General features: G+C 36.1%; 22 protein-coding genes. 10 read left to right on the forward strand and 12 right to left on the reverse strand.

Translation table 11 applies throughout. The annotated features are described in order from the left end of the window. Positions 1-218 precede the first annotated feature (218 nt). The 3 genes from ABLC00_RS11345 to ABLC00_RS11355 all read right to left on the reverse strand — a co-directional run bounded on the left by ABLC00_RS11345 (position 219) and on the right by ABLC00_RS11355 (position 1,499). A complete protein-coding gene (locus ABLC00_RS11345; RefSeq protein WP_002053613.1) occupies positions 219-662 on the reverse strand; it encodes an RDD family protein in 444 nt (147 codons plus the stop codon). Positions 663-920: 258 nt separating this feature from the next. Next, entirely contained in the window at positions 921-1,094 is a 174-nt protein-coding gene (locus ABLC00_RS11350) for a hypothetical protein (protein ID WP_022575551.1), read from the reverse strand. Between the two features lie 177 nt (positions 1,095-1,271). Beyond that, positions 1,272-1,499 (reverse strand): hypothetical protein, encoded by a 228-nt coding sequence (locus tag ABLC00_RS11355; protein ID WP_000774578.1) that lies wholly within the window; start codon positions 1,497-1,499, stop codon positions 1,272-1,274. Between the two features lie 288 nt (positions 1,500-1,787). On the opposite strand from ABLC00_RS11355, the gene ABLC00_RS11360 reads away from it, so the two are divergent. Both ABLC00_RS11360 and ABLC00_RS11365 read left to right on the forward strand, forming a co-directional pair. Continuing rightward, entirely contained in the window at positions 1,788-2,231 is a 444-nt protein-coding gene (locus ABLC00_RS11360; protein ID WP_002053669.1) for a universal stress protein, read from the forward strand. A 262-nt stretch (positions 2,232-2,493) separates the two neighbouring features. Continuing rightward, positions 2,494-4,077 carry an ATP-binding cassette domain-containing protein gene (locus tag ABLC00_RS11365; RefSeq protein WP_004886628.1) on the forward strand — a complete coding sequence of 528 codons (1,584 nt, stop codon included), beginning with the start codon at positions 2,494-2,496 and terminating at the stop codon, positions 4,075-4,077. Between the two features lie 59 nt (positions 4,078-4,136). Here ABLC00_RS11365 and ABLC00_RS11370 read toward each other — a convergent pair whose 3' ends face one another. Next, positions 4,137-4,571, reverse strand: coding sequence for a hypothetical protein (locus ABLC00_RS11370; protein ID WP_002053610.1), 435 nt, complete (start codon positions 4,569-4,571; stop codon positions 4,137-4,139). A 384-nt stretch (positions 4,572-4,955) separates the two neighbouring features. Here ABLC00_RS11370 and ABLC00_RS11375 point away from each other — a divergent pair, with 384 nt between their 5' ends. Next, positions 4,956-5,657, forward strand: coding sequence for a hypothetical protein (locus tag ABLC00_RS11375; RefSeq protein ID WP_004886626.1), 702 nt, complete (start codon positions 4,956-4,958; stop codon positions 5,655-5,657). Between the two features lie 44 nt (positions 5,658-5,701). Here ABLC00_RS11375 and ABLC00_RS11380 read toward each other — a convergent pair whose 3' ends face one another. From ABLC00_RS11380 to ABLC00_RS11410, 7 genes are all read right to left on the reverse strand, one after another. Further along, entirely contained in the window at positions 5,702-5,833 is a 132-nt protein-coding gene (locus ABLC00_RS11380) for a hypothetical protein (RefSeq protein WP_002048661.1), read from the reverse strand. Positions 5,834-6,064: 231 nt separating this feature from the next. After that, the gene (locus tag ABLC00_RS11385) at positions 6,065-6,448 is read right to left on the reverse strand and encodes a hypothetical protein (RefSeq protein ID WP_004886625.1); all 384 of its coding nucleotides are present in this window, start codon (positions 6,446-6,448) and stop codon (positions 6,065-6,067) included. Positions 6,449-6,617: 169 nt separating this feature from the next. Continuing rightward, the gene (locus ABLC00_RS11390) at positions 6,618-6,899 is read right to left on the reverse strand and encodes a hypothetical protein (RefSeq protein WP_004886623.1); all 282 of its coding nucleotides are present in this window, start codon (positions 6,897-6,899) and stop codon (positions 6,618-6,620) included. Positions 6,900-7,059: 160 nt separating this feature from the next. After that, positions 7,060-7,434: a hypothetical protein gene (locus ABLC00_RS11395; protein WP_004886621.1), complete on the reverse strand. Its 375-nt coding sequence runs from the start codon at positions 7,432-7,434 to the stop codon at positions 7,060-7,062. 161 nt (positions 7,435-7,595) lie between these two features. Further along, positions 7,596-8,066 (reverse strand): hypothetical protein, encoded by a 471-nt coding sequence (locus ABLC00_RS11400; RefSeq protein ID WP_004886619.1) that lies wholly within the window; start codon positions 8,064-8,066, stop codon positions 7,596-7,598. A 413-nt stretch (positions 8,067-8,479) separates the two neighbouring features. Then, complete coding sequence (locus ABLC00_RS11405) at positions 8,480-8,731, reverse strand: hypothetical protein (RefSeq protein WP_002048677.1); 252 nt, start codon at positions 8,729-8,731, stop codon at positions 8,480-8,482. A gap of 308 nt (positions 8,732-9,039) precedes the next feature. Then, positions 9,040-10,275, reverse strand: a complete 1,236-nt coding sequence (locus ABLC00_RS11410; RefSeq protein WP_002048675.1) for a mechanosensitive ion channel family protein — start codon at positions 10,273-10,275, stop codon at positions 9,040-9,042. A gap of 606 nt (positions 10,276-10,881) precedes the next feature. Between ABLC00_RS11410 and sbnA the strand changes: the two genes are divergently transcribed. The 7 genes from sbnA (at position 10,882) to ABLC00_RS11445 (ending at position 22,520) form a co-directional block, all read left to right on the forward strand. Further along, positions 10,882-11,886, forward strand: coding sequence for a 2,3-diaminopropionate biosynthesis protein SbnA (sbnA, locus tag ABLC00_RS11415; protein WP_004886616.1), 1,005 nt, complete (start codon positions 10,882-10,884; stop codon positions 11,884-11,886). A 21-nt stretch (positions 11,887-11,907) separates the two neighbouring features. Then, positions 11,908-12,921, forward strand: coding sequence for a 2,3-diaminopropionate biosynthesis protein SbnB (sbnB, locus tag ABLC00_RS11420; RefSeq protein WP_004886614.1), 1,014 nt, complete (start codon positions 11,908-11,910; stop codon positions 12,919-12,921). Between the two features lie 71 nt (positions 12,922-12,992). Then, entirely contained in the window at positions 12,993-14,633 is a 1,641-nt protein-coding gene (locus ABLC00_RS11425; protein ID WP_079377151.1) for an IucA/IucC family protein, read from the forward strand. 3 nt (positions 14,634-14,636) lie between these two features. Continuing rightward, the gene (locus ABLC00_RS11430; RefSeq protein ID WP_004886610.1) at positions 14,637-15,842 is read left to right on the forward strand and encodes an MFS transporter; all 1,206 of its coding nucleotides are present in this window, start codon (positions 14,637-14,639) and stop codon (positions 15,840-15,842) included. Continuing rightward, the gene (locus ABLC00_RS11435) at positions 15,839-19,366 is read left to right on the forward strand and encodes an IucA/IucC family siderophore biosynthesis protein (RefSeq protein WP_033846011.1); all 3,528 of its coding nucleotides are present in this window, start codon (positions 15,839-15,841) and stop codon (positions 19,364-19,366) included. The genes ABLC00_RS11430 and ABLC00_RS11435 overlap by 4 nt, the downstream gene beginning before the upstream one ends. Next, on the forward strand, positions 19,359-20,132 hold the full coding sequence (locus ABLC00_RS11440; RefSeq protein ID WP_033846012.1) for an HpcH/HpaI aldolase/citrate lyase family protein: 774 nt from the start codon (positions 19,359-19,361) through the stop codon (positions 20,130-20,132). Before ABLC00_RS11435 ends, ABLC00_RS11440 begins: the two co-directional genes overlap by 8 nt. A gap of 153 nt (positions 20,133-20,285) precedes the next feature. Next, positions 20,286-22,520 carry a TonB-dependent receptor gene (locus ABLC00_RS11445; protein ID WP_033846013.1) on the forward strand — a complete coding sequence of 745 codons (2,235 nt, stop codon included), beginning with the start codon at positions 20,286-20,288 and terminating at the stop codon, positions 22,518-22,520. Positions 22,521-22,585: 65 nt separating this feature from the next. On the opposite strand, the gene ABLC00_RS11450 is transcribed toward ABLC00_RS11445, so the two are convergent. Then, positions 22,586-23,140 (reverse strand): TetR/AcrR family transcriptional regulator, encoded by a 555-nt coding sequence (locus tag ABLC00_RS11450; protein ID WP_348941055.1) that lies wholly within the window; start codon positions 23,138-23,140, stop codon positions 22,586-22,588. Between the last annotated feature and the right edge of the window lie 181 nt (positions 23,141-23,321).

Genomic DNA, 23,321 nt, shown 5'->3' on the forward strand with positions numbered 1-23,321 from the left:
AATCTAATTTTTTACAAAGCTATCTCATTGCAAGATAGCCCTTCCTAATGGTTATCTTGCTCAGTATTGGCTTTGGTTTAATTGATAATTAAACTCGAACCTCGAACAACTACCCATTTAGGATCTCCATTAAATAAACTCGCGGCAAGTATATGTTTTACTCTATAACACACAAGAATTTTTTTGTAATTTTTTATTAACAAAATTCCAGCTTAAAATCACAGCTCTTTGACTACCACAGTTTTCGCCATTTTGTCATGCCAGCCTTGTTTTTTAGGATCAAATGCCACCCAAATAAGACCAATACAAAATACTAAGATGGATGGAATATATCCAATATAACGAATGATGGATTGCATCAAAGTTAACTTATTACCCGTTTTTTCATCGAGAACTTTTAAACGCATAAGGCGTTTACCTGGTGTACCTGCAAAGTAGAGCCAACATAAAACGGTATATAAAAATGGAAAAGCATAATTTACAATCAGATCAAACCAATAGTTTTGCGGTTTACTACTCATTCCTGTCGCAAATATCAGATCATAATCTCCACGATAAAAAACCCATGCAGCTGGAATAATTGCTAAAAAGAGAATAAGTGTATCAATAATCATTGCACCAAATCGTAACCAGAACCCTGCATATTCGTATTTATAGCTCATGCGTACACCTCTGTTTTGTTATCGTTTGCCTTATACTAAAGAGACAACTTCATTTTACTTTAATCCTAAAGGAAATCTTTTTATTTTTAAATACTTGAAATAATTTTTAATTTTCTATTTTACTTAGAATTGTAATAAGTACTGTTGAGTACCAATAAATTATAACAGCATATATAATATTTAAGTATTTTATATACACCTCACTCTAGATGAGGTGGTTTAATTATTTTTATTGAATTAATAATATATAACGGCTGATTATTTCCAAAACAAAACATCAATTTTAAATTCTTTCTTCAATAGTAATGCAGCACAGATTAGTCCTAAACCAATAATTATCAAAAAGAAGCTTAAAGTTAATACACCTCCTAGTATAGATAAAACACCTAGAATAGTGAGTAGATAAAATAAAATTATAATTAACTTAAACATTTAGTTTATTCAACCATTTACGATAAAATCAACTCATTCTAGCGCTTTTAGCAATAAATACTGTTCTCAAATGTTGAATACACACCTTCTTTGTATTAACTCAAAAACAATATGTTAATAATTCTTGCTAAATGTTAATAATAAAAAATAAACTGTGACAAATATCACAATTATAATTTATTTAACTTCAAAATAGTGCTTTTCAGTAATAAGTTTTATTTTCAGATTTTTATATAAACGATCTTTTGAATTTTCCAGTGAAGGTACTACTTTTTCAGCAAACTTATCGTCCGCCATAAGTCTTGCATAAGTTTTATATCCAATTACTAATTTTTCCGGTTCTTTACCTGTTTGGCGAAATTCTTCAATAAGTTTACTTACTTTCTTTGCTGTTAAATCTGCCATTCTTATACTCCCCCACTCAATATACTATTTGGTTATACGAGTTCTGTATGACAAAAATATGAAAAGTAATTTATTGTAAAGTTCATCTAAAAAATAAAATTTACACTCTACTCTATATCGATCAAGCAATTTCATTTTAAAAGCAATAAAAATCAATTATATATTTCATTTTTATTTAATTTAATGACAACTTAATTGAATTGATTTCTACCTTTAAACAAATGTGTTAATCTTTAAGTAAGAAAAGCTTCATACATATAACAACTTGTAAATAAGAGGAATAACATTATGAATTATCAACATATTATTGTACCTGTGGATGGTTCCGAGATTTCTTTGGCAGCAGCCCGACAAGCTGCCCATATTGCTAAAGCTTTTGGTAGTAAACTTACAGCAATTAGTCTTGTTGCAGTAGATCCATTTAGTGGTGTTGATTTTTATTACATCTCTCCTGTTGTAAAAGATTATTTTGTTGAAGCGCGTGCGAATGCTGAAAAAACGCTTGCCAAGGTAAAAGCCTTATGTGCTGAAGAAGGCGTTGATATTGATACACAAATTATTCAAGGTGAAATCTCATCTGATGGCATTTTAAAAGCTGTAGAAGACTTAAAATCAGATCTGATCGTTATTGGTTCTCATGGTCGCAAAGGTTTCCAAAAACTTATTTTAGGTAGTTTTGCACAAGATGTTCTAAACAGCACTAAAATCCAAGTTTTGGTGGTAAAAGAATAATTGCTTAGGCAAATAAAAGCCTAATCTAGTGATTAGGCTTTTCATCATAAAAAAATGCATAAGTTTTACACAGCTTAAAAACCGTTATAAACTATTAGTCTCTTCCCCCTTCTATTTTGTGAGTCACGCCAATGAAGTAAGTCTTTTTTCTCATCAATTTTCTCTTTTTTGATGTGCAAAATAGACTATTTTTAGTGACTTAACGTCTTTATTTAAAGCTTAACTTTCCTATTTTGTACATCCTGTATTTATGAGGTTTTTTATGACTCAGCAGGCATGTGTAGTATCGCAGCTCACTTTAGAATTTCCTTCAAAAGTGATGTTTAAAGAACTAGATTTTTCACTTGAGCATCATCAAGTATCAGCTTTAATTGGCCGTAATGGTCAAGGTAAGTCTTTACTTATGCAATTGCTCCAAGAGATTTCGCCCACCAAAGAAATGCACATTAGTGGTCAAATTACTTGGCTGTCTAAGCATGCGTATTTAGCTCAATTAACGCGCCTTTCTTCATCCACCATTGCAGAAGCTTTAGAGATTGACCATCTTTATAAAGCTTTGCAAAGAATAGAACAAGGCGAAGCTGAATTCGATGATTATGATTTATTAGAAGGCAATTGGGATCTCCCTTCTATTTGGGAAGCCTTATTGCGATCGGCTCACTTACCAACCGATTTAAACTTTCCGGTGAAACAATTAAGTGAAGGACAAAAAACCAAGTTAGCGTTAGCAGCATTATTTTTAAAAACCGACCACTATCTATTACTTGATGAACCAAGTAACCATCTCGACCAAGATGCTAGACAGTGGTTAATTCATCACCTCAAGAAACATCCGGCGGGTGCTCTTATCATTAGCCATGATCTAACTTTGTTAAATGAAGTGGACCATATTTATCACTTAAATGAACATGGCTTACAGCACACTACAGGAAACTATGAAATTTTTTATGAGCAATATCAAACACGAGTTGAGGCTTTAGAACAGTCTGTACATCAACATCAACGTGAAGTTAAGCACATGAAGCAGAAGCAACATGATGTTTTAATGAAAGCACAAAAACGTGAGCGTGCTGGCAACAAACTTCGTGATTCAAACTCACAAGCTAAAATTTTACTCGACTTTAAAAAAGAACAGGCTGGACAAAGTTTAGGAGCAATCCAGTCTCAACATCACCGTCAAATTGAGCAAAGCCAGCAGGATTTGAAAAATAAAAAATCACTTCTGGAAACTGTTAAACCTCAACAATTTATATTCCCCTCTTTTCAAAAACGTTTAGGAGAAATTCTTAGAGTTCATGACTTAAAACTCCACTATGGAACACAGCAACCCATCAATTTTGCCCTCAAAGCTTCTCAAAAAACTCACTTAGTTGGTCGTAATGGTGTCGGTAAATCAACCTTGCTTAAACAGATTGTTCAATCTGCTGTAGCGCCTACAGATGAAATTAGCCTATTTGTAAATTGCTTCTATCTAGATCAGAACTTCAGCTTTTTGTTAGACCATCTCTCTGCTGTTGAGAATTTAAGAAATATTAATCCTGATATTTCTGAGTTAGAGTGGAGAAATCTATTAGGTCAGCTTAGGCTTCGTGGTGAAAAAGGGACTTATCCATTAGCTCAACTGAGTGGTGGTGAGAAGTTAAAAGTCGCATTGTTAGGTTTAAGTCATGCAGAGACTATGCCTGAACTTTTATTACTCGATGAACCAGAAAATCATCTGGATATTGAATCAAGAGAGCTATTTGCAAATGCTATTTCTAGCTATGAAGGTGCTGTGTTATTAGTCTCTCATGATTTAGCTTTTGTTGAAAAGTGCGGAATTCATGAGTCAATTTATTTAAATTAATATTTTTTAATCTCCTATAAAAGCTCTAATTATTAGAGCTTTTATATAGATGGCCTTAATTAGTATTTTATATTTTTATTATTCACTATTTGAAGATCTAAATTAAATGATACGGTTCTATTTTTTCGTGCACTATTTCTCATTTGATAAACTTGAATAATATAGTCACCATCAACGGGTAGTATTACTTCTCCTGAAGAGCCTGTAGTCGAGCCTACCAATAATGCCTTATCTTTGCCTGGCTTTTGACCTGGAGCAAAAACATTAATATAAGCTAAGTTACTATAACTATTAATGTTAAATTTTAAAACCTGACCACTTTTTGCAAAAACTCGATACCTTACATCATCATAGCCCTGAAATTTCCCTGTTAAAGTTGTTTGATCAGAACCTTTTAAAAAGCTTACTTTGGTTTCAACATTTTTAGCAACAACAGTTAATGGTAAAGTTGCAATTAATCCTGTTAATAATAAAATTTTAATATTTTTTTTCATTTTTAACCCTCAAAATTCTTTTAAATAATTATAAAAAAGATACTTTTTATTAAATTTTACTTTATGTATAAATTTGATGAGTAACGTTTGAGTTTGTAAGTCTTTTAATAGTTGTTCAAAAAATATATGTCATGAAACTTTAACTTGCCAGCTTATAAAAACCGCCTTAGAATCCGCGCAACGAATTTTTAGGGGCTTCATTGTGAGTACTTGCTCGATTGATAAGAATAAATCATCGACTCAGATTTAAGTATCCACTAAAGCCCACTGGCTCTCTTGTGGATTTAAGAGAGTCCTTCCCTTTTGCTTTATTTCTTATTTATCAGTTGTTTTAAAAAAACAAGTAAATACTTACATATGCTCCTTGTTGTTTTGGAGTCATCCATGCTATTTCTTAATTTTAAAAAATCTATTGTTTTTTTTAGCACTTGCTTGGCATTTATTTGTAGCTATGCTGGACGACCAATGGTCGTTGATGATGCTTCTTTAGTCCCAGCCCATTCTTGTCAACTTGACTCATGGATGCAGAATAACCCTAAAGATAAGGAATATTGGGTTATTCCTTCTTGCAATGTTGGTGGCAATTTTGAGTTTGGTGTAGGTTTGGGGCGTCATTTTTCTGATGAGGCAGGTAATATCACTTATACGACTGTTCAAGGGAAAACGCTTATAAAACCACTTGAGACCAATAACTGGGGAATTGGTGTTTCATTTTCTAGCCAAATTAATAACAACCACACTTCTGAAAAAGATTGGACTGTGAATGTGCCCTTAAGTATTTCTATGTTGGATGACCATTTCTTATTGCATACTAATGTGGGGTGGCTTAGAGAACACACCACTCACCGCGAGCAAACTACTTGGGGTGTGGGTACAGAAACATTCATTACAAAACCCTTAACGGTTACTGCTGAAGTGTATGGAAATGATCGAAGTGATTCATTTTATCAAACCGGTATTAAATATATGTTGTACAGAGAAAATATACAGTTCAACGCAAGTTACGGTAACCGTTTAAATCAGACTAAAGATGACTCATTTTTTTCAGTCGGTTTAGTGTTTGTGAGTAATCCATTTTTTAAATGAAAATAAGATTAAAAAAGCCCATCTATTGATGGGCTTTTTTAGTTTTATGAGTCTTTATCTAATGAGTGCGGCGTTGTGGTTTTATCTTGCTGTTTGGTATCGTTCTCGCCTTGGCATGCCGCAACAGAGACTGAAATAATTGCTGCTAAACCTAGGGTAGCTATAATTTTAGTCATGTCTTACCTCATATAGTTTCCATTGATTAGGTTATAAATACTGACTATCCATATTACGATCAGCATAGGTTTATAGACTTTTTTGTACTTCTCGCATAGAAATGTAAATTAGAATGGAGCACACATAATTAAAGCATTGATAATTAAATAGCAGCAGTTTTAGAGATGAGAGGGATACTTAACTAGTTTTCGCTCATTACTTTAATTATCACTCTTAGAAGTAAGCTTTTGTTAATTGTAGGAAACACAAAAATCTAACCGATCATGCTGTTGCTTAAAGCATGTCCATGAATCTTTTTCAGGTACTTCAATAATCTTTTTAGTTTTAAAATCACGATAATAAATAGTCGCATCTTTTAAATTCGATAAATTACTTCCCACAGAAATACATGAATCCTCATGAGAACAAATATTTGATTCTTTTATAAATACTTTGCTATTTGGAAAAGTTAATCTTTCAAAGTTAGAACTTAAGTTATTCGTAGAAGAGAGTAAGCAAGTCTCAGTACTATTTTTACCATTCACAATAAAACAGCTTTTACTGACTTCGAAGGGCTCTTGAGCGAATGTACCCGTAGCATAAGGCAATAAAAATAATGTAATAAGGCGCTTCATGTTCTTTCTCACTATGCAACATTTAGTCTAAAACTGCCTATAAATATTCAGACTACATCTAATTTAGCTGTCTATAATACCTCTATTAAGTTTAGTTAAATATTTACTATTTGATAAATTTTACAAAATATTTAAAATTAACTTATAGACTATGTTTTCATTTTAAAAACTATTCATCTAAAACCTTCCAATTTGTTCCAATCTGTGCCAAAGCTGGTAACTCATCACTATTAAAAACATTACAATTATCATCAACAGCAAATCGATAGATGGGTATTGAATCTGCTTGTGTTTTCTTAAAAAAACTGAAATCTTCGGTAATATGTATTAGGTCTGCCGACCGATTATTCCCGGCTATTTTGTTTACTCCTGCACCGGATGGTATATGTATGTAACTTTCACAAGTTATTTCAACACTGCTTCCATCCAAATCTTGATATGAACATTTCATGTTTTAGTCCTTCTATAATTTATATATGTGTAGAAAAACTTAACATGCTATACAGATAAGTTATGGATTTTTTTATGATCTAATTGTTTAAGTATGTAATGTATATCGTATTGAAAATAAAAAAATTCCTTTTAAAAAGCACCGTTATCGGTGCTTATAGTTATTTACACTTTCCATTAGGACCATTTATTTCTTCTTTTAAAGAATCAATATCCATTTGAATTAACTCTTTATCAGCAGCTACTACTAGACCAGATCTTTTCATGAAAGTTTTATATTCTTTAAATCTAGAAATAAGAAATTCATTATATTTTAATTCGGATTGCATATAGCTACATTCTATTGAATCTAGCTTTTTCCTTTGCGAACTGGTTAAATTTTTATTCGCATTCTTTTTGATAAAAGCATCTCTTTGTGCTTGAACTATATGGAATTTTTCTAAAAGACTATAATATTCATCTTCAAAGCTTGTGTTTGGTGCCGCCGTAGTGTTAGTACAAATAAGTAAACCCAAGATAAAAAATCGTAATTTCATAATATGTAATATTCGCTTATGATAATTAAAAAGTGCATATTATAAGACTGTCACCATCAAATAAAGTAAATAAATTATATAAAAGAAAACCGCCCCAGAAGGCGGTTGCTGAAATTTATCAGCAATTATAAAATTGCGGTGGACACACACTTTTATAGGTTTTAAACCAGATTTATTTTTTTATTATTTTTTTTATACTCTTCGGAATTAAAATAGTTCACTATCATCTTGGCATTTTCTTCTGATACTGCCTTTTTACTTTCAAGTACGGATTGAGTTTCTTTTTTAGTATTAAAGTCAGCAGGTACAATACTTGAAAGTGGTGGAAGTTTTGGCTGACCACCTGTTGTAATTCTTTCAATAAAGCTTGCTAACCACATAATATATTCACCCTTATTTTTATATTTAGGCATTAAGCTCATGTCGAGTTTAATTGAACATTCATTTAAGGGTTTACTTAGACATTCTTCAAAGTCTATAAAATTATATTTGAGTTTACAGGGGGTTCCCTTTATCTCTTTTCGAATAATGCTGACCAAATTATTTAATTGTTCAATCAGGTTATCAGAGAACAATTTATCTTCTTCGAATTTTTTATACACCTTCTCGGCGATTATTAGAAATTTTGGCATGGTTCCTTCCCTCTTATTCTGACTTTGGTGATTGATCAGATTTTTAGGGAAGTATGATGGATATATTATTGCAGTATGTAAGTGTTGAAATGCCAAATGTAATCAATAAGAGGGTTGTGAAACTGCCTTCCATAATAAACCACAGCAATTAAATAAAGTGCAAAATTCGTCGCATTTTATGTGCGGAAAGATTTTATAGTTGGTAATAATTTTCTGAAAAAAATTAAGCTCATCAATAATATTATTTGACTTATATTTTTTGTGGTGTCTTATCTAAAAATAGAATATAGAAATTTTTGAATTATTTTTTTATTTGCTGCCTTGCTGAATAACGAGTTTTTAGTCAAGGGACTGAAAAGTTAACCGTGTCTTCAGCAAGGTCTTCTATAATTTATGTTTTAGCTTGATGGTACTCATGCACCGCTTAAAGCTGCTTCAAACATTTCAATTATTGCTTTGGCTCCTTCAGCCTTTTGCCTTGCGTCTTGATCGTCAAAGATAATGGTTTCGTCATTTAGTTCACTCACATATCGCCGGGCTTCGTCTAGAGCTCTCCTTAGTTTTTGGACTTTGTGTTTGTTTACATCTTTGGCAATGGTTGGCGCATATCCTCCACGTTTTGCGTTTTTAAGTTGTCTAGCTCGGTTCTCTATTGCTGTAGCCATTCAAACACTCCAACTCACCTAACAAATTTTAGTAAAGCAACTTTATTGTTTGTTATTCTTAAACATTTAGTATTTTCTTTGTTCAAAGTGTCAAAATTGTTACTTAAGCCTTACTCCTGAAAAGTTATAGATCGAGTTTGCTTAAAAATTAATCTTTTCAAGTTATGAAACACACATAACTTGGTATAGTCAATTTATACCGCTATTTAATAATAATTTTCCAAAAATAATTATTAATTAATGTATAAAATTATTAAAAGAATGCTATCTATTTGAAAAATCAAGAAAGATAGCATTCTTCTATTTAGTTATTCTACTGTTAGTTTTTGAAAATCATGGCCTGAAGGCGCTTGATACACTCTTAAGCCAAACTCTGGCAATATCGCGATGAGATGATCAAATATATCAGACTGAATTGCTTCATAAGAAACCCACGCCGTAGTATTGGTAAAAGCATAAATTTCTAAAGGTAGACCTTCACTCGTTGGTTGTAATTGACGAACAATAAGAGTTTGGTTTTGAGCAATGCCCTTATGCTGACGTAAATAGAATTCAACATATGCTCTGAATGTCCCAATATTGGTTAAACGTCTTTTGTTATAACGTGACTGACTTCCTAGATGCTTATTGAATTCTTCAATTTCAGATTGCTTGGCATTGAGATACTGATCTAATAATAGAAAATCTTTAAGTTTTTGCTGCTCTTCTTCAGTCATGAAGTGAACGCTAGTTTGATCAATATAAAGAGAACGCTTCATACGGCGACAACCGGCATTACTCATACCACGCCAGTTTTTAAAAGTGTCCGTTACGAGTTTATTGGTTGGAATGGTGGTATAGGTTTTATCAAAGTTCTGGACTGTGACAGTATGCAATGAAATATCAATCACATCACCATCGGCATTTAACGATGGCATTTCAATCCAGTCTCCTATACGTACCATGTCATAAGAAGCAATTTGTACACTCGCGACCAATGACAAAATGGTATTTTGGAATACCAGCATTAATACGGCTGCCATCGCACCGAAGCCAGCCAGTAAGGTAAATACATCCTTTTTAAGGAAGGTACCTAAAATCATCAAACCACAAACAACAAAAATGATGAGTTTAACGAGTTGTAAATAACCTTTAATCGGCTTATTTCTAGACTTTGGATTACGCTGATAGATTAAGTTAAATATATTTAATAATTCACTAATAGTGAGTGCAATAGTCAGGAAAATAAATGCCTGTGCGCCCATCTGTACCAAAGCAATGGCTTTTTCAGATAAGTGTGGAACGGTGGTAATACCATTCATAATCACAATGGCTGGCACAATATTGGCAAATCGCTTAATAACACTATGCTGAGCAAAAACAGATTGATTAAGTGACTTGATTTTAGTCACTAAATGACGGATTCCCCTAACAATAATTCGCTTAGCAATAAAGTTTGCCAACGCAGCAAATAAAATCAAAATTGTGAGTGAAACTATCATTTCTAGCCAAGGATAGTTGCTTAACTCAGCTTGAAGATCACGATAATAATTAAAAAAATCCAAACCCTTACACCTTACAACTTTATTTTCAATAATTTTAAAGTGTTCGTATGTTATAGAATAAGGCTTGTTTACATATGTCGTCATAAATACAACACGTCTATAATACTTAATCGCTAAATTAGATTAATTTTTAGAAAAATGATTCAAGTAGGCAATAAGTAGATTTTCATTTTTAAAATAAGATTAGTTATTCAACACTGCTTTATCTACTTAGCTCCTTCATAAGAAGTGCTCTTTTTATCAAATTACAGCTTTTTTGTTTCAATAAACTTACCTTGGTATGAAGAGTTATGAATGGAAAAACTTTCCTCATCACCTATTTTTCTTCATTTTTTCGTCAACTCACTTATTTTTTCACTGTGATTAATTTTTATAAAATAGTAAGTTCCTGCCTATCTGCTTATATTTAAAAAGTTTATTAATTTAACCTTTTGTAAAATATAGATTTTATTATTCAAAGAATTAGAACAAAAAAATTAGTGAAAATTCCTATAACTCCCCCTGTTTTTTCTTTACAAACAGCAACAATCTTGGAATAAATCGTAATAATAATTTAATTAATAATAATTATCATTTACAACACATAAAAACCTGAGAAGATCTGCCATGATCCATGAAAATATTCTCGAATGCATAGGTAAAACGCCACTATTACAACTATCAAGGCTATTCACGCATCAATCAGTCTCAGTGATTGCGAAAATGGAATTGTTAAACCCAGGAGGAAGTATTAAAGACCGTCCAGCATTATTCATGCTACAGGAAGGCCTGAAATCTGGAGTGATTAATAAAGACAGTCATATTGTTGAAAGTTCATCAGGGAACTTAGCTATTGCACTTGCAATGGCTTGCAAAATATATGGATTAAAATTCACTGCCGTGATTGACCCAAAAATTGCCTCAGCAAATTTACAAATGCTGAAGCTCTACAAAGCCAATATCGAAATGGTTTCTGAGAAAGACCAAAACGGCGGTTACTTAAAAACCCGAATTGACACCGTAAAACGGCTATGCCAACAACTGCCAAATGCGGTTTGGATTAATCAATATGCCAATCCAAACAACTGGAAAAGCCATTACTTTGGTGAAGCAGAAGAAATTTTAAATCAAATTGATCGGAAGATTGATTACCTCGTAATTGGGGCAAGTACCTCCGGCACGATTATGGGCGTATCTCGTCGTCTTAAAGAGAAGTTCCCAGAATTAAAAGTCATCGCGGTCGATATTGTCGGTTCGGTATTGTTCGGTGGCACATCTGGTCCACGTGAAATTCCCGGCATTGGAGCAAGTACTGTCCCACCACTCCTCTCTCCTGATGAAATTGATGATGTCATTTATGTAGATGACTATGAATCGGCACTCGGTTGTAGAGAACTTCTTGAACATGAAGGAATCTTTGCAGGCGGTTCAAGCGGCTCGTCCATTTCAGCCATAAAAAAACTGATTCCAACCATTCCCGAAGGTTCATGCGTCTTAACGCTGCTGCCTGATCGCGGCGACCGCTATCTCGATCTTGTTTATGAAGATGAATGGTTCGAAATGATCAAGAAACGTCACTTCAATCGAAATTTACGACGTCAAGAAAACCTTACTTTACAAAATGTTGTTTAACTTTCTCCTTAGGACATATTCATGAGCAATTTGGCTACCCTTCGCTATTTAAGTCAATCAGATTTATTAAATCTTGGCGCAAATCATAGTAATTCATTTATTGAAGCGATTACTGAAGGTTTAACCCTGCATGCAAATAAACAGTTTGTACAACCCTTAAAACCGTATCTTCGCTGGCAAGGTGCAGACCATATTGCGGACCGTATTATTGCAATGCCTTGCTATTTAGGTGGCAACGACCCGATTGCCGGAATCAAATGGATTGGTTCAAGACAACATAACCCTAAAAAATTCAATATTCCGCGTGCCAGCGCACTGATTGTTTTAAATGATTCAGAAACAAATTATCCGGTTGCAGTGATGGAAGGCAGCCTCATCAGTGCCATGCGAACTGCGGCAATTACGGGTGTTTCTATTAAGTATTTAGCGAAAAAGGACTTTTCAGACATTACCGTAATTGGCTGCGGTCCAATTGCTCAAATGCAGATTAAGACGGTACTTGAGCAATACGCTCAAGTGAAAAAAATACATTTATTTGATGTAAACCCCGAAGCAGCTGAAAAACTCAAAGCATTGTTCTTATCAGAATATCCAAATCTAGAAATTGAAATTCATGACAGTGCTAAGTCTGCAATTGTGCAAGCAGATGTCCTCATTACCTGCACAGTTTCAGATAAGCCTTACATTCCGTTTGAGTGGCTTAAAAAAGGCTGCTTTGTTTCAAACATTTCAATTATGGATATTGAGCCTGAAGTCTTCTTAAAAGTAGACAAAGTGATTGTAGATGACTGGGACCAATCAAACCGAGAAAAGAAAGTCATCAACGTGTTGGTTGAAGATGGCTTGTTCAGTCGTGAAAAACTGCATGCTGAACTTGGCGACATCATTATTGGTCATAAAAACGGCCGTGAACACGAAGATGAAATCATTTTGCTCAACCCAATGGGCATGGCGATTGACGATATTGTCTGCGCGAAGTGGTTCTTCAATGCTGCACAAGAACAAAACGTTGGCACGGTTCTACCGCTTTTATAAGAATAGGAATAACTAAAATGTTAGATCGGATTTACACAGCACAACTACAAAAAACGATAGATGCCCTCTACATGGAGAATTATGGAGATTTTAAAGATCATCTTTCCTATAAAAAGCCTTATCTGGCAATTACTCTCAATGATGAGTTGGAACTCTATTTCAGCTGTTTAAAAGTAGATGGTGTAAATCCTTTCTATGTTACCCAACCCGAAGTTTTGCTTCATAACCTGTTGAGCAATACAACTTCTAAAATTTCTATTTCTGAAGTTTTTAACTATTTAACTCAAGCAACTTGGTGGCCGTCACCACACCATCAAAAAGCGATTGATTATTGGCTAGACAACTTAGTTACGGCTGAAAAAATTCCTCAAATTTTACAGTCAGCACTTTCATTTTCTTCACCTTTAATCAAAAGCGAGTTGCTATCGCTGGTCGCTGATCGTCCATTTCATCCGTTCGCTCACTCAAAAGGTGAACTTGCCCCACTCACAACTCAAAAAGAAATTGAGGTGTATTGGTGGGCATTTAAGAAGGATGACGTCATCAACAATATGAAGTCGATTCCTCACAAAGAGCTTCTGTTATCAGAAGTTGAGGAACGTCTGATTGCTGACAAAATAGCTCAGCTTTCAGATGACTACTTAGCCCTGCCTCTGTTAGAGACTCAACATCGCTATTTAAAGTTTGATGAAAATAAGTACGGCGGTATTGACCTAAACCATGTCACCACAATTGGTTTACCGACTTCTTCTTTAAGAACCCTTATTCACAACGCAAACCCGACTCTGCATTTAAAACTCTCAACCAATGCCAAAACATTAGGTGCAATCCGCTCTATGCCAGGCCGCTATTTAATGAATGGTCATACGGCTTATGATTTTTTAAATGACGTCATTAATGAAACTGCATTAATAAAAAATCGTCTCTTTTTAAGTAACGAAACGCACTGGTGGGTGCTGGGTAAACAAGAGCCGATTGTAAAGAATTTAGGTGTAATTGGTTGCCAAGTCCGACATTTTCCTGACTTTTGCCAAGATAAAAATGTCACGCCAATCACTATGTCAGCTTTAAGCTGTACCTATGTTGACCCTTGGGAAACTTTAGGCATTAAGGGTGACAAATGGACATTACTAAAAGACTTAAGCGTTCATTTTATTCAAACATTCTTAACGCTTTGGGCAAAAGGAATCATGCCTGAATGCCACGGGCAAAACACTATGGTGTGTTATGAAAATAACAAGTTGAAATGCTTTATTTTACGTGACCACGATACCTTAAGAATATGTACCACAGCCATTGAAGAAAATGGTTTTACACCTCCGATTTATACCATTGATACCAGTACACCGAACAATCTTATCTTTACTAAAAATGAAGACTTATTTAATTACTTCATTACATTAGGGCTTCAAATTAACCTCTATCCAATTGCTCTAGCTGCCTTGAAATATACGGATCGTACAGAAAGCGATTTTTGGGAGATGGTTCAAGACATTATTCAAGATTTTGTAGAAACCCAAGCCATTTCAGAACAAACAAAATCGCAAATTCAAACTTATCTTTTCGACAATAAGACTTGGCCATTCAAACAGCTCCTTACGCCTTTACTTGCGCAAGAAAGCGACTCAACAGGCATGCCAAGTAAAATCGGAAGTACGCCGAACCCTTATCACAGCTTATCTGTTTCTAGCTATGAGACCATGGATATCTAAATCATGCGCTCATCTCGCCTAGATCATTTCATTATTTTGCTCTGTCAATTTTTTTCCACTTTTGGGCTCATGGTACTTATTCCGATCATGCCGCTTTATATGGAAAAACTGACAGCGCATATGAGTGCTCCTACTATCTGGGCAGGTTTAGCACTCGCGGCTCCGGCTATTGGCAGCTTATTTACAGCACCGATTGTGGGACACCTATCCGACACATTCGGCCATAAAAAAGCCTTGCTACTTTCTCTGGCAGGTTTCTGTATTTCAATACTGCTCATGGCGAGTGCTCAGCATTTATACCTGTTTATTTTCGCGCGAATTTTACTCGGCTTTTGCGGTCTTTCCGTAATTTTAAATGCCTATGTTTCATATCTTTCCAACGAGCAACAACGTGGTGCCGCTTTTGGGCAACTACAAAGTAGTGTTGCGCTAGCTTGCCTATGTGGTCCCGTGCTCGGCGGGATATTTATGGATCAATGGCGGGTTGAAGTATTACTCAACGCAACAGCATTTGTTGTTGTGACACTCATTGTGATTGCGTCATTTGTATTAACTAATCCCGTTAAAACTGAAACCACAAAAACCAAAGAGAAATCCAAGCTTCCCGCTTTCTTTGATAGAACGATTTTTTCATGGTTAAGCGCCGGCATTTTGGTTCAAGCGGGTGGCTTTGGTTTGGTGTCTTGCTTCGTTTTATACATTAGCGAAATAAGCCAAAGCACTCACTCATCGTTATCTGCCGCGAGTTTAACGGGAACCATTCATGCGCTTTCATGGGGAGCAGCCTTTATTGCTGCGACCTATTGGGGAAAAAGAAATGATGATAAAGGAGACTCTTTTAATAACTTCGTTTACGCATCTTTAATTTGCGGCATCACGATTTTTGCATTGATCTGGGTTTCGAATATCTGGCTAGTTCTTGTATTACGACTCATACAAGGTTTTTGCTTTGCAGCCCTTATTCCTTCGATCTTACACACCATTTCTCTAAAAGCTGGCGCTCAAAGCCAAGGAAAAGTGATTGGTATTTCTAACAGTGCCTTTGTCTTAGGGCAACTTATTGGCCCAATCACCATCACGCTCACCTACTCATTTTTCAATATTACCGCTGCATTAATCTGCACCTCACTATTTTTTATCGGTGCGGGATTAGTGGTGATTTTGAACAAATTCTTAATGGATACAATTTTAAAAGAGGCACAAGAATGAACTCAATTATTACAACAGATGCATGGTCTTATAAACTTTTCGAACAGTACCTGAATACTTTCTTTCGTGAACTCAAAGTGAATCTTGAAAAGCACATTATCCCAGCTCAAGACTCTCCTTTATTCACCCTATATGCAGAGCAACCAGACACGCTATGTTTTGCTTATACATTTCATGCATCTAACACGGTTGCTTATGGCGCAGTTCAGCACTTATCAACTACGGGCTATCACAGATATCAACGTGGTTTTGTTCTGCAAAACTTAAGCAACAATACATTTGACTCGCTCACCGACCCTAAACAGTTAGTGAAGCTGATTACAGATGAACTGAATAGCTTATTTAAAGACAAAAACCAAAATAAGAATTTGTACTCCGATATTGCCAATAGTATCGAGAACACAAAATTCTTTTTAGAAAATAAGCCATCTCAAACAACAGCTAAAGCATTGAGTGGTTTTCAGGCTACTGAACAAGGCATGTTATATGGGCACCCTTTTCATGTGACCTCTAAAGCCAATTTAGGTTTTTCTAAAGAGGACATGAAAAAGTATAGCCCTGAGTTAGGCGCAAGTTTCCAACTCCACTACTTTGCAATTCATTCTTCTTTAATCCAAAAACTGGTCAGCGAGAACGAACCTTCTCACCATATTGAAGATGAAGTTTTAGAAGCTGCAAAAGACCATTTACAAGAGAATTTCACCAATTATGAGCTTATGCCAACACATCCGTGGCAAGCCAATTTCTTACTTCAACATCCATCTTTAAAGAAATATTTAGACAGCCAAGACGTGATCTATCTAGGCGCATTAGGTCAAACCGTATGGCCGACCTCATCTGTTCGTACAGTATGGTTACCTCAATCGAACCTATTCTTAAAACTCTCTATTGATGTTCGAATTACCAGTTTCATTCGTAATAACCCAATGGATGAAATGGAACGTGCCATTGATGCGAGCAAAATTATTATTAATCACAAGATTAATGAGCAATATCCCGACCTTGTGATTCTGCCGGAATTAGAGGCGAAAACAGTCAGAATCCCAGAGCTTGAAAGTTCATTTGGCATTATTTATAGAGCTGGGCTGACTCCTGCTGTACTAGAAAATACCCGAATGCTCGGTGGCTTGGTTGAAGAAAACGAAAACCATGAAATCCCGCTTTTAAGCTTTATTCAGCAAGCGGCACCGAATCAAAACTTACAATCGAACGATGCCAAAGACTTCATTACTTTCTGGTGGAAACAGTACCTTAAAGTTTCGCTTATTCCATTAGTTGAGTTGTTTGCAAACAAAGGCATTAGCGTAGAAGCGCATATGCAAAACAGCTTAATGGAATTTAAAAACGGTTATCCGCATCGCCTTATTCTTCGAGATATGGAAGGCATTAGCATTGTTCCAGAAATGATAGAAGACGACTCATCTATTTCTGAAGATAGTACTGTTTGGTTCTCCCAAAAAGATGCATGGACGTTTTTAAAATATTACCTCGTGATCAATCACATTGCTCATCTCATCAGCGCAATTTCGCGAGTTACGGCTATTGAAGAATTTGAACTTTGGCAAGCCACCCATCTTACCCTCACACAAGAAAACTTTACTGCCAAAGGCAAGCAGTACCGCGACTTATTAATTCATTCACTCACATTACCAATTAAGGCAAATATGTTAAATACGCTCTACCACAGTGGTGGCAATCCTATCTGGATTGAAGTTGAAAACCCTATTTATAAATATCGCGGTGCAGAAGCGCTTTGCCCTCTTCAACCAACACAACAAACCAATTATAAAACCCTTGCGGAAAATCGCGTGATGGGTCAATTACTAGAAGCGCTCATTTTTGAAAATACTTTTAAATACGAGTTTTCTAAAGGTCAAATCAAGTTCTATATTTCCGATACCGTTTTCTATACCTGCGCGGCCAAACGACATTTTAGTTTTAAACGAATTAAGCTAGATCCTTCAAGCTTAACCCGTTCTGATATTACTTTAGGCACTGAAACTCGCCCTAACTTAAAAACGCTACTTGTTGACCTAAAAAATATTATTGAAGCTGACCCAGTTAAATGGCAAAACTTTAATGATGAACTCAACTTAACTTACGTTAAACATGCGCAGACTTTGAGCCAAGTGCCTGCTCAACCTTTAAGAACTTTGCCGTACCTAGAACAAGAGGCACGCATCACCAACGCCCATTTATATCACCCAAGCTTTAAGTCACGTATCGGCTTCGATTTAAAAGAAAACCAAAAATATGCACCCGAGCTTTCTGAAGGTTTTACGGTTCAATGGGTGGCAACTCATAATAGTTTATGCAAACTGGTTTTAAGTGAAACCATTAACTTAGAGCAGCTTTATAAACAGCATTTTTCAGAAAAAGATCTACAAACTATTAATGAGCAATTGAAAGAGCAAAATGTAGATTTTAAAGATTATATCCTCACCCCAATTCATCCGTGGCAGTGGGATAAAATTATTGAATTGTATTATCAAGATGCGATTAGCAACCAACTGATCATTCCGTTAGATATTGAAGGTCCAACTTATTTACCACAGCAGTCGATTCGAACTTTATCAAATATTAGTGATATCTCGGCGCTTTCTCTTAAGTTGGCAATGAATTTGGTCAATACCTCGACCTCTCGCGTATTGGCACCACATACCGTTCAAAATGCGGCAAAAATGAGTGACTGGCTGTATAACATTGTTGAGCAAGACCATATTTTAGAAAAACAGCGCAAGCCTGTTATTTTAAGAGAGATTGGCGGTCTTTCAGTGAACCAGCAGATTGCCCTTCCTGTTCAATACGGCGCACTCGCCTGCATTTGGCGCGAAAGTATTTACAGCTACTTAAAAGAAGGTGAATCGGCAACGCCAGTAACAGGTTTAATGCAACTCGATATTGACCAAAAACCTCTCATTGATGATTGGATTCAAGAGTACGGTATCGAGTTCTGGTTAGAAAAATTACTCAGCAATGCTTATCTACCAATCATGCATATTTTATGGTGCCACGGCCTCGCTTTAGAGTCACATGCACAAAACATGGTACTGATTCATAAAAATGGCTTACCTGTTAAAGCAGCCTTGAAAGATTTCCACGATGGAATTCGTTTTAGCCGTCATCTTTTACGTGAGCCGAATCTTTTACCTAACTTGCAAGATGCACCAAAAGAACATGCCAAGATTAACCCGAACTCGTTCTTGGAAACCCACTCTCCAAATGAGCTCAGAGACTTTACCCAAGATGCGCTTTGGTTTGTAAATCTGGCCGAGTTAGCAATTTTCTTAAATGAACATTATGACTTCGATGAAATCAAATTCTGGACTATGTTAAGAACTATCATCAATCAACACAAAGAAGCTCACCCAGAGTTTGCCGAGCGATATGAATTGTTTAACTTTACAGATGACACCATCGATATTGAACAGCTCGCAAGCCGCCGTTTTCTTCCGGAAATTCGTTTAAGAGTACAAACCACGCCAAACCCGCTCAGCCTCATTAAGGAAATTGAATATGAATAAGCATTCGATTTCTTTTAAGAAACGAATAGCAAATGGTGAGACGCTCTACGGAATATTTTGTTCCGTAGCTTCTCCGATTAATGTCGAGCAACTGGCACTTGCGGGCTACGACTTTATTATTATCGACTTGGAACATACTTTATTTAGTACGTCTCAAGTCGAGACCATGATTTTAGCTGCTAGAGCCATGCCTCTTGATGTATTTGTGAGGGTGCCGTTAAACGCCAACCACCTCGTACTACCTCTGCTCGATGCAGGGGTAACAGGCATTGTTTTCCCACGTATTGAAAATGCGGAGCAGGCGCAAGAGGCTGTGAACAATTGCCACTATATGCCGCTTGGGCAAAGAGGACTCAACTCAACAAGATTAAATCGATATGGCATGGATGATTTAGCGAGTTTTGTTCAACAAGCAACAAATAATACTGTTGTGATTGCCATGATTGAAAGCTTGGAAGGTCTGGAACAACTTGATGAAATATTAAAAGTTGAAGGTATCGATATTATTCTGGAAGGTGCTGCCGACCTTTCTCAATCGATGGGAATGCCGTGGCAAACTAGCCATCCAAAGGTGAAAGAAAAAGTTCAAGAGATGTATACAAAGACTAAAAATAGTCAAAAGCATTTCTGTGCTATTCCCCGACAACCTGAAGATATCGCGGCATGGAAACAGCAATCTGTTCAGCTTTTTGTACTCGGGGATGACCGCAGCATTATTCGCCGTGCCCATCAAAACCATCTAAATTCCTTTAAGGACAACTCATAACTGTTCAAATCTTTTAAGGGGAATAAATGCCTATTCCCCTAATTCATTGAATAAATTTCAAATATATTATTTTTAAGCAATTAATAATATTGTTAATTACAATGATTCTCATTTATAATTCGCTCAATTTAAAATCACTCTCAGGGCGAGACAATGGCAAATAAGAAAAGTAATAAACTTTTTACAAGAAAGTCTGAAGTTAAAAATATCATTCCACTTCTTTCACTTGGAGGAGCCATTATTCTTTCAAATTCAGCATTTGCCGCTTCACCTGCTGAAACCACAGAAACAGAAAAAAAGCCTGAAGCCCTTCCTACTATTACCATTACCGCTTCACGTGCAGATGAACTCTCTACCTCTGCCAAACAAGTCACCAAGTTAGATGAAAAACAAATTGAACTTTTGAAAAATGGATCATCTGGAAACATTGCGACTGTTTTAGCGAAAGCCGTACCGGGCCTATCGGACTCAAGCCGAACCATTACCGATTATGGTCAAACTTTACGTGGCCGTAATGCGCTTATTTTGGTGGATGGCGTTCCAATGAACCTCACTCGTGATACAGCGAGAGGACTTTCAGCCATTGACCCTGAAAGTATTGCCAACATTGAAGTGATTCGTGGCAGTAACGCAATTTATGGTGGCGGTGCTGCGGGCGGTATTATTTCAATTACCACGAAAGCTGCGGGCGGTGAACCTACGGCTAAAACGGTTGTTGGACTTCAAACACCACTTACAAATCTGCGTTCTAATGCTTTAAGTGGTGACATTCACCAGTACTTTACGGGCAGTTTTAACGCTTTCGACTATGCACTCGACTTTGGTTATCAACGTATTGGTAGCCCCTACGATGCAAGTGGCGACCGTGTTGCACCCGAACCAAGCCAAGGCGACCTTTACGACTCAAATGGTTATAGCATTGGCGGTAAGCTGGGTTATCACATTGATGACAACCAATACCTACAGTTTGCTGCAAACTACTATAATGCTGAGCAAGACTCAGATTATGCATCTGACCCAAGTGTGAAAAAAGCTCCTGCTGGAACTGTGCCAGCTAAAGCAATTAAAGGTTTAAAGCTCAAAGACCAAAATAAAAACGAAAACCAGATCTACAATTTAACCTATAACCATAAAGACTTTTTTGGTAATAAGGTTGATGCTCAAATTTATTACCGCGACTTCTTTACCCGTTTTTCACCGTTTGATGCCCGTGCAAATGCCAACCGTGGTAAACAAGTCGACCAGATTTATCAAGAAAATAATGTACTCGGTAGCCGCCTAACGGTTACCACTCCCCTTGAGTTTTTAGGTGACACATCTTTAGTTTGGGGTGGTGACTTTAGCCGCGAAAAAAGCGAAATGCCTTTAGATATTTTTGATCAAAAAATTTATGATCAATCAGGCGGCTTAGAGTTTGTAAAAATCGGCAAACTGATTTATTTACCTGAACTCACCACGCAAAGTGTCGGTGGTTTTGTACAGTTAAAACACCGCTTTAATGACCAATGGTCAGCAGAAGCTGGCACACGCTATGAAGACAGCTATGCGCAAATTGACAGCTTTGTTCCATTATCACAATTAGGCAAAACCAACCCTTACACGGTTCCGGGTGGAAAAGTAAAAGCTGATGCATGGTTATACAATGCCAATGTAACTTTCTCACCAAACGACCAGCACTCAATTTATGCATCGTTTAACCAAGGTTTTCAGTTGCCTGATGTTGGCTTGATTATTCGTAATGCTGGTGAAGGTTTTAACCTTGGCTCATCATTCTTAGAGCCTGTAAAAGTTGATAACTACGAACTCGGCTGGAAAGGTAACTTTAATAACTTCTCTTCAAGCTTAGCTGTATTCCACTCTACTTCTGACTTGGGTGCTGTTCAATCATTCAATAATGGTTTAGTGCTGGCTCGAACTAAAGAGAAAGTCACAGGTGTTGAAGCAACTTTTGACTACCTTGACGATGCAAATGTTTGGGGAACTGGTGGTAGCGTAACGTGGATGAAAGGCCGTGAGAAACCTCAAAATGGTGCTGAACAGGACATGACGGGCTTCCGTATTCCACCATTAAAACTAACAGGTTATATTTCTTATAGCCCAACTGAAACTTGGACAAACCGTCTACAAGCTACTTACTTCGGTTCAGAAGATTACCGTTTGAATGGTGTAAATAGTTTTGGTCGTTACGATGTAAAATCTTATACTACGGCAGATTTAATCAGTAGTTTTGCGCTGAACAAGAAAGACACCATGACCATTGGTTTAGAAAACATGTTTAACCGCAAGTACTACCCGCTTTATAGCCAATTATTAAGAACGAACGATAACACCAGCCACTTACTTGCAAATGGTATAACGCTTAAAGTGACTTATAGCCATAAGTGGTAAGAAATTTGGTTGGTCCCTAATTCAGTAAAAGCCCCAACCTCGGGGCTTTTATTATCTTGAGTATTTTATAAAAACATCGCTATAAAATATTCGAATTGTTTGTCCCGCTCATCTACATCGTTATGACTGAGCCTTTGGATAATGGTTCCTTCAATTATATGCAGAAGTAGTTTGGCATCATGAAATGAGGCATCAGCTTTTAGCACGCTAAGCTGACTATAAATTTCATTGGTTACCCAAGTTCTATATTTAAGTGCGACCTGATAAACATTTGAATAGGTATTTTTGGTTTCAAAAATGGCTTTAAATAATAAATAATACAGCCCTTCCAAGTCTGTATGTACGTCATAAAGTGCTTTAAGTTTATCCACCAAGCTTGTGCTGTGATCATACTCAAGCATACTAATGACTTGGTCTTGCAGCCGTTCTTTTTGCACAAGTAGGCAAATTTCGATAAACCGCGCTTTGGATTGAAAGTAATGATAAAAAGTCATTTTTGTAATTTCAGACGCTTTGATAATTCTGTCGACACCTACTAAATGGAATCCGTGATGGTGAAATAAATCAATTCCCTTATTCACAACTTTTAAAGCACGTGTAGAAAGTACTAAAGGTGGCATATGTGTACCGTTTAAAATAATTTTTTGTTGTATCTAAAAGAGATAGAAATGCCATCACTCTTAAATTGAGTGCTAAAAACAGGCATAGAAAATCGGCACAATAAAGGTGTGCTCGCCTATCTCGGGTTTATTGTTGCTATGATTTTTGAGTCGTAACGATTCTTAAGGTGCAGAAAACCTA

The sequence above is a fragment of the Acinetobacter nosocomialis genome, from assembly GCF_041021905.1.
In the GTDB taxonomy this organism is placed as follows: domain Bacteria; phylum Pseudomonadota; class Gammaproteobacteria; order Pseudomonadales; family Moraxellaceae; genus Acinetobacter; species Acinetobacter nosocomialis.